This is a genomic window from Nocardia sp. NBC_01503 (assembly GCF_036327755.1).
Classification (GTDB): Bacteria; Actinomycetota; Actinomycetes; order Mycobacteriales; family Mycobacteriaceae; genus Nocardia.
The window spans coordinates 8,337,755-8,350,453 of the sequence record NZ_CP109596.1 but is presented as its reverse complement, the minus strand read 5'-3'; the positions used below and the strand labels follow the sequence as shown (position 1 = coordinate 8,350,453).

Sequence of the window (12,699 nt, the reverse complement as noted above, 5' to 3'; positions counted from 1 at the left end):
GCAAAACCCCTGACCTCGGTCAGGGGGTTTTGTCGTTTCACCACCAAATCCGTTGCGGCTCCGAATATCAGGCGTGTCTCTCTACCTCTCATACGAAGAAGATCCGCACAGCGGCCGATGGACGGTTACCGGCGAAGACGGCCACCGAACAATCACCATCACCCACGAATCCAAAGAAGTAGCGGCCGCCGAGGTCGAAAAGTCCTTCGGCCGCAAAGCATCTCCGCGGCCACCCGAGCCGCCGCCCGGCTGGCACCGCTTCACTCTCATCGACAGCCTCTTCAATTCCGAGGGCGCGGGCCCCGACGATCCCACCTACACCGCGATCAAGGCCGCCCCACCCGAAGGCTGCGTCCCCGAACCCCTCACCCACTGCTTCAGCCTCGAATGCACCCGTCCCGGAACGGATCTCCTCGACGCCATCTCCACCACCTGCGCCGAAATCCGCAACCACCACGGCCTGCTCCTGACCGACCTCGGCGTCGAAAAGGTAGACGAATGGCTCTCCGACGGCAAAGACGCCTGGGGCGCCAGAATCCTCGCCCAACTCCTCCTGATGTCCGTCGAACGAGCCAGCCTCCTCGGCTACACCCCCACCGACCTGACCCGCTTCATCCAACGAGTCACCGAATGACCCGCGGTGCGCGCCAACAACCTTGGCATGATGTGGAGGTGCGCACCCTCCTCGTCACCCTGGTCCTCATCATCGGCCTAGCCATTGCCGCCGATTTCGGCGCCGCCGCCTACGCCGAGAACGCCGCAGCCGAGGCCATGCGCAACACCGCCAACCTAGGCTCCAACCCCTCGGTAGACATCAAAGGCTTCCCGGTCCTACTCCAAGCAGCCAAAGGCAAATACGACGACCTGGAAATCAAGGCCAACCACGTAGGCACCGAAAAATTCGGCTTCGTAGACGTAGCAGCCACCCTCCACGGCGTAGAACTCCCCCTGACCGACCTCGCCAATCGCGAACTCCACCGAGTCCCAGTAGACCGCCTGGAAGCCACCGCCCGCTTCAACGCCCTCCGCCCCATGGTCCTCCTGGACGTAGCCGGCCTCCTCCCCTTCGGCGTAGTCCCCACCTCAATCCATATGGACGGCACCACCGTCATAGTGACCGGCACCGGCAAGAACGTCCTCGTGGATATCGACCAGCTAAAGGGCAAATAGCGAAATGCATGGGTCTTCCTGAGGCCCTATCTCCCTGTTCCGATGGCAGTGCAAACGCTCTCGGGGTCCTCGACCGGAAGTCTTTCCGCCGAGCGACGCCTCACGGCCCGGTAGTCTCGGCCGATGCCGGACCCCGCCATTCATCGTCTTTCGCCTGGGCTCGCGCCGCTATGGCGTGAACTGCATCGTCGCCTGTCGTCGGGGCAGGCGGTGCGGCGGGTTACAGTGGGTCCGCTCGCTGACGACGAGCGCACCGCTATCGCGGACTTCTTCGGGTGGGCGCGGTTGCCGGTGGAATTCGCCACGGTGGATATGGATAGTCTCGAACAGGTGCTCGTCGCGGCGACCGGATCTACGGTTCGGTCGGTCGTCGAACAGATCGTGGGCCCTATCGGTGACCGTGCTGCCGAGCGCCGTCATGCGGATGCGGAACGAAAGCAGTTGTGGGACTGGCTGGCCGGGCACGAAGTGGTGCGTGCGCAACCCGCTCTGCTGGGCTGGGTGACGGCGACGCGCCGGTCCGGGCTGTTGCACGGTTCGGTGCTGGATACCCGCGCCGAGCTGGAACGCGCGTTGCTCGTAGTCTCCCAATTGCCCAGTGCCGGAATACCTGTGCCCGTTTTCGCGGACTCCGTGCTGCATGATCCGCACGCGCTCGACGAGGGTTATCGCCTGCACGGCATGGTCGTCAAAGCCCTGGCCGCTGTTTACGGTATCGACCCGCCCGCAGATTCGGTGCAGTTGCGAAAGCTGTGGGAGCGCGCCGGTCTCGCTGGCGACGAATTGTCTTCTACCGTGCTGGTAGCTGGGCTGCGCGGCACGGGGGAGTCGGCCGTTGATCGAATTTTGTCAGCGTGTGCGAGCTCCGGTCAGGCCGCCGCCTTGACCTTGCAGCAGTTGCGGGCGATGCCGCGCTTCTCCGGTGCGCCGGAACGGGTCTCGGTGGTCGAGAATCCCAGCGTCATGGCGCTGGCACTGCGGCGTTTCGGTGACCGCTGCCCGCCGATCGTCTGTGTCTCGGGTTGGCCCAGCAGCGCGGGAGTGTGTTTGCTCCAATACTTGCGCGACGCGGGAACGGAATTGCGTTATCACGGTGACTTCGATGGCGAGGGCCTGCGCATCGCGGCGAATGTGGTGGCCCGGCTCGGGGCGCTCCCATGGCGAATGAGTAGCGCGGATTATTTGGCGGCGGTGGACGGCAAGGGACCGCCGGTCGGCCGGGTCACCGGGGTGCCGTGGGATTCCGATCTCGCCGAGCATATGCTTCGTGTCGGTGTGGCCGTGCCGGAGGAGCGGGTGGCGAACGGACTGTTGGACGAGCTGGCGCGGCAGTACACGGTGTGAGGCATTCCGGCCTGTCGGTGCCGGGGATTATCGTTGGCGCCAGAAATGTCAGTCAGGGGGAGCGCCATGGATCCGATCCGTGTTCCGCCGGAGATGTTCCGATTCACCACCGCGGATCGCTCCGGCCTGTATGTGTCGGTCCTGCATGCCTTCGGAGAGGCGAATGAGCGGCTGGAGACCGCATTGGGGATCGACGATCTCCGTGCGCGCATGCGGTCGATCGGGTGGCTCGAACCGCTCGAGGACGACGATCTGATTGCCGCGCTGGACCAGCTTCGTACCTGGAATCTGGTCGATGTCATCCAGAATCATTCCGAGAATTACCGCACCGCAAGCGAATACGAACGCCGCAACCTGCAGTACTCGCTGACCAGGCAGGGTGAGGCGGCATTCGCGGGCGTGCTGCACGCGATATCGATGCTCGCGTCGACCGGTGCACTGCAAACCGCGGTGCTGGATGCGATCGCGGACCGGCTTGGTGATCTGCTCAGTGAGCTCGAATCAGGTACGGACCGTAGGGTTTTCAGTATTCTCAGTGAGCTGGAATCGCATCTGGAAGCGCTGCGCGGCAATACCAAGCGTTTCAACGGGGAGTTGCAGCGGCTACTGCGCGCCGATAACGCGGATTTGGCGGTGTTCCATGAGGTGAAGGCCGCGACGGTGGCCTATCTGCAGGAGTTCCTCGGCAATCTCGACCACCGCCGCCACACCATCGCCGCTCGGGTGCGCGCCGCCGAGGACTACGGCGTGACACTTCTGCACCACCGGGCCCTACTCGGTGCCGAATTGCCGCAGTTGAGCGGAGCCGATCCCGGTGCCGCATGGCTCGAACATCGTCGCGCCCGCTGGGATGGGCTGCGCGCTTGGTTTCTTCCACTTGATGGTTCGGTGCCGCGCGTCGAACAGCTCGCACAGGTTGGCCGCAGGGCGATCATCACGCTTTTGCAGGTGTTGGACCGGGTCACCGAGTCCAAGCGCCGATCCAGCAGTGCGGTCGCCGATTTCCGGGAGCTCGCGCGCTGGTTCACCGTGGTTCCGGATCAGGACGATTTGCACCGCCTGTGGTCGACGGCATTCGGGTTGAGCGCGGCCCGGCACGCGCACCTGGCCCATCCCGATCCCGAATTGGTGAGTTCGACCGCGTCCTGGAAAGAGTCGCCGCCTGTGGAGGTTTCGGCGTTGCTGCGTTCTTCGGGCCGAACCGAGCGCTTCAGTCGCACCGGACGCGTCCGTGATGTCACGGCGATCAAAGCGGAGCGGGCCCGCCGCGCGGCGCAGGAGCGCGCTGAATTACAAGCAGCCTGGGACATGCTCGATACCGGTGGCGCAGTGCGCTTGTCGGGTTTCGGTCACCTCGACTATGGGGTCTTCGAGCGGCTGCTGGATCTGTTGGGCAGGGCGTTGGGCAATGCCCCGGAAGTGAACGGCGCGCGGCGCGGAAGTACGACCGACGGTCGAGTGGAGATCGTCCTGCGCCCGCCCCCGGACGGCGCGATCGCCGAATTGAAGACGCCGCGTGGTGTTTTCCGTGGCCCCGATTACCTGCTCGAAATCGTAACCGCGGCACGGCACAACCTCCGGGCGAGCGGAGACCGGTCATGAGTGAACTCGCGAATCAATTGGTGATCGCCGAGCGCGAAGAGGTGTCACGGGGCATCCGGCAACTGCTGGCAAGCCCGCTGGTGACCGAGCGCGGCGCACCGGACACCTTCGACCTGATCCGCCGTCGCCGCGAACCCATCGCCAAATGGTTCGACTTCTACTGTGGTTGGACACTGACCGTCGAACCGCGCTTGGGTTACGCACGTTTGGTGAAGGTACGTAAAGCTACGGATCCGACTCGACCGGCGCGGCGGCACCGATCGGGGAAAGCGCCGTTCGACCGCCGCCGCTATGTGCTGCTCTGCGTGGTGGCCGCGGAGTTGTTCGCCACGCCGGTCACCACGATCGGCCTGCTCGCGGATCGGGTGAAGGCGGCTACGGCCGCTGATCCGGTGATCGATTCGTTCGACTCCGCGGTCAGGAATGAACGGATGGCGTTCGTCGACGCGCTGCGCATGCTGGAATCGTTCGGAGTCTTGGACGCTATCGACGGCACCGCGGATTCCTATGTCGATTCGGCGGCCGCGAAAGTGCTTTTCCGAGTGGACAGCACCCTGCTGTTGCGATTGCTGGCCGCGCCGGTCGGACCGTCGCAATTGGCGGTGCCGATCGAGGAAGTGTCACTGCGTTTCGACGATCTGCTGGAGGACATCTCGCAAGAGCGGCGCTACGGCCTGGCGTCCGATCGACATGCCGACAATGCCGCGATCTCCGATGTGCAACGGAATCTCTGGTTGCGCCACAAGACTTTTCGCCGCTTGATCGACGATCCGGTGCTGTACTTCGCCGACCAGTCGGCGGAGGAACGGGCCTATCTCGCCTCGCCCACCGGCCGACAGCTGCTGCGCAGAGCCGCCGACCAGGGCGGTTTCGTGCTGGAAGAGCGCGCGGAGGGCGTGTTTTTCATCGATACGGACGCGATCGCCACGGACGCCAAATTCCCCGACGACGCCGCGACGGCCAAGGTCGCCGGGCTGCTGTTGCTCGAGGAGCTGGGCGCACCGACCACCGTCGAGCGTCTACGGCGCGCGGCAGCCGAACTGCTGGAACGCTTTCCGCGTTGGGCGCGCACCTACCGCGGCGAGGACGGTGCGCGCGAACTGGTGGATGACGCGCTGGCGACGCTCATCGGGTTCGGGCTCGTTCGACGGACCGATACCGGATTGGTGATTCCATTGCCCGCTGCCCACCGCTATCGGGTGGGCGATATCAGAGCCTCTTGGGAGTCGTCGTGACGGTCACCGAATTACCCAGGCACACAGATGATCTCGGTGATCGCCCGGTGCGCTGGTCGCCGTCGCGGGCGGGCATCCTCAACGTCTGGCGCTACTACGACGAGGTATTCGACTTCCACGACGGCCGACTACTGCTGCGCGGCCCCAACGGCAGCGGTAAGTCGAAGGCCCTGGAACTACTGCTGCCGTTCCTGTTCGACGCGAGCCTGCGCCCCAACCGCCTGTCGACGTTCGGCACGTCGGAACGCACCATGCACTGGAACATGATGGGGGAGGGGGCTTCCGGCATCACCCGAGTCGGTTACGTATGGCTCGAATTCCGGCTGCCCGGTGTCGAGGAGAGTTGGTTCACCTGTGGTGCGCGGTTGCAGGCCAGCGCCCACACCACGTCGGTGCACCCCGACTACTTCAGCACGGACCTGCGCGTCGGTGTCGATCTCGCACTGACCAACGACGCGGGCCAGCCGCTCACTCGTGCGGGTCTGGAGCAGGCGCTCGGTGCGCGCGGCCGGGTACACGCCGGCCCGAGTGATTATCGGGAGCAAGTCCGTACGGCACTGTTCCCGACCTTGAACGAACAGCGATACGACGCGCTCATCACCGCTCTGCTGCAACTGCGTACGCCGAAGTTGTCCCAGCGGCTGGATCCGTCCTTGCTGTCCGTCCTGCTCTCGCGCGCCCTGCCGCCGCTGGGAAATGACGAAATCCAGGATCTGGCAGAGGGTTTCGAACGACTCGATGCCCAGCGTGAGCGACTGCGACGGTTGCAGGACGAGGTGGCGTCCACTCGTATCCTGGCTCGCCAGCAGCGGACCTACGCGCAGCGGGTACTGCGTGCCCGTGCCGCCGCCCTCATCTCCGCGACCACCGAGCTGGAGAAACTTTCCAGCGAGGCGCGCAAGTCCGCCGAGGAATACGAGTCGGTGGCTCAGCGTAAAGGCGCGTCCGAGGCGCGGGTCATCGCATTGGAGGCCGAGCACGACGAAACCGACGCTCGCAAAGACGGGTTGATGGAATCGGAGGCATACCAGCAGGGACTCGAACTCGTCGGCCTTCGTACCGCCACCGCCAAGGAACAGCGTCGGACAGCGGAGCTGCGTGCGCAGGCCGCCCGGTATCGTGCTGTCGCCGAACAGGATACGACGGATTTCGGCCGAGCCGCGGAGATCGAACAGCGGTGTGCCCGGACCGTCGCCGACCATGCCGCCGAGACGCACCAGGCTGCCCTGCGAGTCGGGATGGTCGGCGTGTACGAGGAGATCGCGGCCGCCCTCGAAGGTGACCGAACCCGCGCCCTGCTGCGAGGAGCGGTGCGCGGCAAGCGGGATCAGATCGCCGCCGTCGTGCGCGCACTCGCGGCTCATGAGCGTTCCGTGGCACTGCGCCGCGACGCGGAGACCGCGCTCGACACGGCTCGCCTGGGTTACGACCATGCCGTGGACCAGCAGGTCGAGGCTGCCGAAGCTCGCGAAGAAGTGTTGCGGGAGCTGCGAATTCGGCTACATGACTGGGCGCGATCCTGTCGAGAGCTTCCTCTCGACGCACCGGACGAGCTGGCCGACCGCGCCGAATCCGAGACGGCGGTGGCCGAATTGATCAATGCCGCCGTGCGAACCGTGCTGGACCGGATCACCCGTTCGGAGACTCATGTCGAATCGGCTGAGGAAGTCGCGCGGAGCGAGCGGGAACAGCTTGTCGCCGAACGTGATCGCCTTTCCGAAGAACACGACATTCCCCCGGACGCACCACTTTGGCGGACCACCGACCGGGCCCTCATGACGGGCGCACCGTTGTGGCGTTTGGTCGACTTCGTCGAAGGTATCCCCGAATCCGTAGGGGCCGCAATCGAAGCCGCCCTGGAGGCGTCAGGATTGCTGGATGCCTGGCTCGGGCCGCGAGGTGAGATCGTCGGTCACGACATGTTCGCAGACCCTGCCGCCCTGGCGCCGGTCGCCGGTCGTTCGCTCGCAGACGTCCTGCGCGTCGAGCCGAACGGCGAGGTCGACACGGCGCATGTACTCAACCTGCTCACCGCAGTCGGCTTCGGCGACGATCTCCCCACGGCGTCGGTGGCGGCGATCGGCGCGGACGGCAGTTGGCGGATGGGTGCTCTGACCGGCAGCTGGAACAAGGCCCACGCCGCTTTCATCGGTGCCTCGTCCAGGCTGCGGGCTAGGGAGCGCCGCATTCGAGAGCTGGTCGACGCCATCGCTCGGTGCGATGAGACGCTGACTCGGCTGACTCGCGACAGGGAAGCGCTGACCGTCCGACGTGACGTAATCCGCGCCGAAGTGGACTCCCGTCCGAGCTACGCGGAATTCGCCGCGGCCCAGTTGCGAGTCACCCGCGCCGACGCCGACCTGGCCGCCGCGGACTCGGTCGTCCGTGCCCGGCTCGACGAGGTCGAGGTGAAGCAGGCAAGAGTGAGATCCGCCCTGCTGGAACTGTCTCGGCTCGCCGCGGAGACGGGCTTGCCCTCCGAGCAGGAGGCATTGGCGCGGGTCGGTGCGGCCTTGGATGGTTTCGCCGATCATGCCGAAACCTGGCTTGATGCGTACCGGGACTGGAAGTCCGCTCGGGACACGGCCGCTCAGCTCGATGAAAAGGCCGGTCGCTCAACAGTATCGGCGCAGGAAAGGGAATCGGAGGCAGCCGCGTCCGAGAGCGAATACCGGCAGCTGGCGGCGAAGCTCGCAACGGTCGAAGCCGTTGTCGGACTTGACTATCGGGAAGTGCTCGACCAAATACGCAGTGTCCGAACCCGACTCGGGGATATCGCCGACGAGTTGCGCTCATGCCGTCGCGAGGTCGGCGATCTCACCGGCGAACTCGGCAGACTGGACTCCAAGCGCCACACCGACGCCCAGGCCCACGATGCCGCGGCCGCCGACCGCGACGCCCTCGCGCAGCGTTTCCGCCATGTGGCGATCGGAGTCTTCCCGGTCGACGGTGAACTCCCCGACCCCGACAGATTCCGCGCCCTACTGTCCGGTTCCGAAGGCGTTCGCGCCGCCCTGGACGCCGCCCGCCTGGTGGCAGCCGCCTGGCCCACCATCCCCCATTCCACGGCCAATCTCGGTGAAGCGCTGCGCCGCCTGAACGACTCCATCCACGAGTCTCGTTCGGCCCTGAGCTCCCGAGCCGATCTCGATCTCGAAACCGATGACGACATCCAGATCTTCACCGCGGTCATCGACGGCGTCCGCGTCGGCGCCGCCGAACTCCTGCGCATACTGCGCAGCGACGCCGAGGAAGCCGAACACGAGATCACCGACCGTGAACGCGACCTCTTCGACAAAACCCTCACCGGTGACACCCGCCGCCACCTTGCCGCCCGCATCCGCCAAGCCAATGAGCTTGTAGATGGCATGAACGCACGCCTGGAACGCGTCCGCACCGCCTCCCGCGTCTCGGTCCGCCTGGTCTGGCAGATCGCCGACAACCTCCCACCTGGCACCAAGGCCGCCCGCGACCTCCTGCTCAAAGATCCGATCCGTCTCACCGACGCCGATCACGAAGCGCTACACCGCTTCCTGCGCGACCGCATCGAGGAAGCCAAGGCCGACGACACCGCCACCAGCTGGGAACAACAACTCGCCCAGGTCTTCGACTACACCGCCTGGCACCAATTCGTCGTCAAAGTCGATCGCGGCAAGGGCGAGGGCTACCAGAAACTGACCAAGAAACTCCACGGCGCCCTCTCCGGCGGTGAAAAGGCCATAGCCCTGCACCTTCCGCTCTTCGCCGCCGTAGCCGCCCACTACCAAACCGCTCCCCAAGCCCCCCGCCTGATACTGCTGGACGAGGTATTCGTCGGCGTCGACACCACCAACCGCGGCCAAATCTTCGCTCTGCTATCGGATCTCGATCTGGACCTGATGCTCACCTCGGATCATGAGTGGTGCACCTATGCCGAATTGAGCGGGATCGGAATACATCAGATCATCACCGGTGATGGGGACGACGCGGTGACGACGGCCCGGTTCACCTGGGACGGACAGGAACTGCTGGAGACCTGACCGCAGAGGCGTCGACTTCCGTACCGGTTTCGGTGTACTTGGCCGACGAGCCACGATGAACGTGGCCATCGCCGACGTCACTGGAACAGTGCCCGAATATCTTCCGCTTCGAGTCGTCCGGCGAATCCGCCGTTCTCATCGTCGAGAACACCGTCGAACAGCGCCGATTTCCGGGACTTGAGCTCCATGACCTTGTGCTCGATGGTGCCCTCGGCGATCAGCCGGTAGACGACGACATTGCGGGTCTGCCCAATGCGGTGGGTGCGGTCGACGGCCTGCTCCTCGGTGGCGGGATTCCACCAGGGGTCGAGGAGGAAGCAGTAGTCCGCCTCGGTGAGGTTGAGTCCGAAGCCGCCGGCTTTCAGGCTGATGAGGAATACCGGCGCGGTACCGTCCCGGAATCGCTCGATGACGGCTTGCCGTTTGCGTGTGCGTCCGTCGAGATAGCAGTATTCGATTCCTTCACTGTCGAGCCGGGCCCGGACGTGTGCGAGGAAGCCGGTGAACTGACTGAAGACCAGCGCCCGGTGCCCGCCGTCGGCGACTTCGCGCAGGTGCTCGGTGAGCACGTCGATCTTCGCCGAGGCGACGGCATGATGACTGTCGTCGACCAGCGCGGCGTGCAGGCTCAGCTGCCGCAATAGGGTCAGGGATCGCAGGATGGTGAATCGATTGCGATTGATATCGTCGACTAGCCCGAGCACCTTCTGCCGTTCTCGTTGCAGGTGCGTGTCGTAGAGTTTGCGGTGTTTCGGAGTCAGCGCGACCTCCAGCACCTGTTCCTGCTTCTCGGGAAGATCGGTGGCGACCTGTTCCTTGGTGCGCCGCAAGAGAAGTGGTTTGATCCGCCGCCGCAGCTGAGCCAAAAGTTCTGTGTTGCCGCTCTTTTCGATCGGAGCGGCGTAGTACTCGCGGAAGCGGTTCGGATGCGGGAACAATCCCGGTGCGGTGATGGAGAGCAGGGCCCACAGCTCCATCAGATTGTTCTCCATCGGGGTGCCGGTGACGGCGAGCTTGAACGGCGCGGTAATGCGGCGCGCGCACTGGTAGACCTTCGACTGGTGGTTCTTCACGAATTGGGCCTCGTCCAGGATCAGACCGGACCAGGAGTGGGCGGAGTAGGCGTCGAAGTCGAGGCGCAGCAACGTGTACGAGGTGACGATGATGTCGGTATCGGCGGTGATCTGCTGAATCGTGCGTCCACTGCGGCGGAGGGTGTCCGAGACCGCGACGGTGCGAAGTCCCGGTGCGAAACGCTCCGATTCGGCAGCCCAGTTCGCGACGACGCTGGCCGGGGCGATGATAAGCCACGGATCGTCGCTCGAGGTCTGCTGGCGGGCCGCGCTGATCAGGGCGAGTACCTGCACGGTCTTGCCGAGACCCATATCGTCGGCGAGGATGCCGCCGAGCCGGTGCCGCCACAGGAAGGACAGCCAGGTGTAGCCGTCCTGCTGGTAGGGCCGCAGGTGGGCGGTGAAATCCGTGGGAAGCGCTGGGGCATCGGCAGATTCGATGTCCAGCAGCCCTTGGACCTGACGCCGCCACCCGTCGGCCTGTGCTCCGGCGACACCGAGTGCGGCGAACTCCTGCCACAGTCCGGCCTGGAATCGGCTGATGCGCAGGCCGCCCGATTCGACGTCCTGCATGGTCCGGGCCTCGTCGATCAGCCGGCGCAATGATCGCAGTTGGGGGTTGTCGAGTGAGAAGTACGCTCCGCTCGGCAGGATCAGATGTGTGTCATCGGTGTTGAGCGCGGTGAACACGTCCAGGAACGGAACCTGTTGCCCGGCGGCGGATATGGTGATTCCGAGGTCGAACCAATCAGTGCCGGAACCGTTTTCCTGCGTCGATACCTCGATGACGAGCGCGCCATCGGCATCTCGATAGTCCGGTGCCGGGCCATTGGCATCGATCCGGACACCAGGTTGTTCCCGCAACAGCGGCAGCAGTTCGGTCACGAACCGCAAGCCCGCGACGCCGGTCAACCGCGCCGGCCGACTGCCGAGGGTGCGCGGGTCGAGTGTTCCGAGTCCGAGTTTCTCGAATGGTGCGGCCAGCTCGGTCAGCATCCGCGATTCCGTCGCGCTATCACGGAAGTGTGTATCGGTCCGAGGTCCGAGGTCGGCGCGGTGTTCGGTTCCGGCGATACGGTAACTCCACTGCCACCGCGCATCGACGCGCGGCTCTGCTCCGTATGTCACCTCGAGGATCAGCTCCGGACCGGAAATCTCTGGGGCGGTGAATGATTCATCGGCAGAGGTCATGTTGGCGGCGAGCCGCAACCGAGGATAGTACTGCGCGAGAAACGCCGACCGGTCGGGTTCCGGAACGGTCAGTCGCACGCTGTTCGTCAGCATGCGCTGTGCCTTGTCCGGTACCGGTCGATCCAGTCTGGCCAGTCGCAGACGACTCTTGTCCGGGCGGTCGAAGTCGGTGATATCGGCCGCTTCGGCAAATATGAGACCGTGACCGGTCGCGCCGACGAATGCGATCGGCACGATCGCTCCGGGGCAGCCGTCGACCCGAACCGCCGGTGTGACAAGGAGATCCCCGGAACCCGCCTGCTGCTCCACATCGACGCAAAAGCGAGCGGAGCCGACAATCGGCCCGTCATCGAAGGCTCGCTTGCCGTGCACCAGCGCGACGCCCGCGGCCTTGGCCGTCTCCAAGAGCGTCCACAGGCGAGGGCTGTCGAAACTCGAGAGATTGATTGTCTTATCGGTGCCGTAGTAGGAGTACGCATTTCCGGCCTGAGACAGCGCGTGTATCTCCCGCAGAATCTGCACATGATCGGGATTCAGCCGGCCACCGTAGTGGTAGCGGAGACTGCCCCAACTCAAATTCCCTGCCACCCAACCGGTTTTGCCGGGCTGCACCGGCCGGATCGTCGCGATCATGCCCGGACTCGAAGGTTTGGCCTGCCGCACGGTGAACTGAATACCCAAATCGATTGTCTCGGCATCTGTTCGACCGGGGAGCAGGCTCTCGACCGCCTCCTCCCAGGCAGGCCGGTTCGAGGCGACCATCGACGCGGGAACAGCTGCGGACAATACGATCGCGGCCGCGTGTTTGCAGTCGTACCCGACGGGGCAGGTGCAGTCGCAGTTGATGATCTCGAGCACGCCGAGATGCCGCGCGAACCGGACGACGGTCTGATATCGGGCACCACCGCTACCACTCACCTCGCCGACGAGCGCGAGATCCTCGGCCGCCCAGACGATGGATCCTGCCTTACCGTGTTCGGCGTAATTCAGGCCCCGGTGGAAGGTGCCCTCGTCGAAATAGTTCGCGAGGGAGTGATCGGCGATCGTCAGTTGCGCGCGGTTCAC

7 protein-coding genes are annotated in these 12,699 nt (G+C 64.9%); 6 read left to right on the top strand and 1 reads right to left on the bottom strand.

What is annotated here, in order from left to right; translation table 11 throughout:
* Positions 1–73: 73 nt before the first annotated feature.
* The 6 genes from OHB26_RS38665 (at position 74) to OHB26_RS38640 (ending at position 9,370) form a co-directional block, all read left to right on the top strand.
* A complete protein-coding gene (locus tag OHB26_RS38665) occupies positions 74–634 on the top strand; it encodes a hypothetical protein (RefSeq protein WP_330182186.1) in 561 nt (186 codons plus the stop codon).
* Positions 631–1,170 (top strand): LmeA family phospholipid-binding protein, encoded by a 540-nt coding sequence (locus tag OHB26_RS38660; protein WP_330182185.1) that lies wholly within the window; start codon positions 631–633, stop codon positions 1,168–1,170. The genes OHB26_RS38665 and OHB26_RS38660 overlap by 4 nt, the downstream gene beginning before the upstream one ends.
* Before the next feature lie 123 nt (positions 1,171–1,293).
* Entirely contained in the window at positions 1,294–2,514 is a 1,221-nt protein-coding gene (locus OHB26_RS38655; protein WP_330182184.1) for a TIGR02679 family protein, read from the top strand.
* A 66-nt stretch (positions 2,515–2,580) separates the two neighbouring features.
* Positions 2,581–4,116 carry a TIGR02677 family protein gene (locus OHB26_RS38650; protein WP_330182183.1) on the top strand — a complete coding sequence of 512 codons (1,536 nt, stop codon included), beginning with the start codon at positions 2,581–2,583 and terminating at the stop codon, positions 4,114–4,116.
* Positions 4,113–5,351 (top strand): TIGR02678 family protein, encoded by a 1,239-nt coding sequence (locus OHB26_RS38645; protein ID WP_330182182.1) that lies wholly within the window; start codon positions 4,113–4,115, stop codon positions 5,349–5,351. The genes OHB26_RS38650 and OHB26_RS38645 overlap by 4 nt, the downstream gene beginning before the upstream one ends.
* Positions 5,348–9,370 carry a TIGR02680 family protein gene (locus OHB26_RS38640; RefSeq protein WP_330182181.1) on the top strand — a complete coding sequence of 1,341 codons (4,023 nt, stop codon included), beginning with the start codon at positions 5,348–5,350 and terminating at the stop codon, positions 9,368–9,370. Before OHB26_RS38645 ends, OHB26_RS38640 begins: the two co-directional genes overlap by 4 nt.
* A 77-nt stretch (positions 9,371–9,447) precedes the next feature.
* On the opposite strand, the gene OHB26_RS38635 is transcribed toward OHB26_RS38640, so the two are convergent.
* Complete coding sequence (locus OHB26_RS38635) at positions 9,448–12,699, bottom strand: DEAD/DEAH box helicase (RefSeq protein ID WP_330182180.1); 3,252 nt, start codon at positions 12,697–12,699, stop codon at positions 9,448–9,450.

What these genes read in the sequence shown, in the direction of transcription:
- OHB26_RS38660 (WP_330182185.1), top strand. Translation starts at nt 631, where the DNA reads ATGACCCGCGGTGCGCGCCAACAACCTTGGCATGATGTGGAGGTGCGC.
- OHB26_RS38650 (WP_330182183.1), top strand. Translation starts at nt 2,581, where the DNA reads ATGGATCCGATCCGTGTTCCGCCGGAGATGTTCCGATTCACCACCGCG.
- OHB26_RS38645 (WP_330182182.1), top strand. Translation starts at nt 4,113, where the DNA reads ATGAGTGAACTCGCGAATCAATTGGTGATCGCCGAGCGCGAAGAGGTG.
- OHB26_RS38655 (WP_330182184.1), top strand. Translation starts at nt 1,294, where the DNA reads ATGCCGGACCCCGCCATTCATCGTCTTTCGCCTGGGCTCGCGCCGCTA.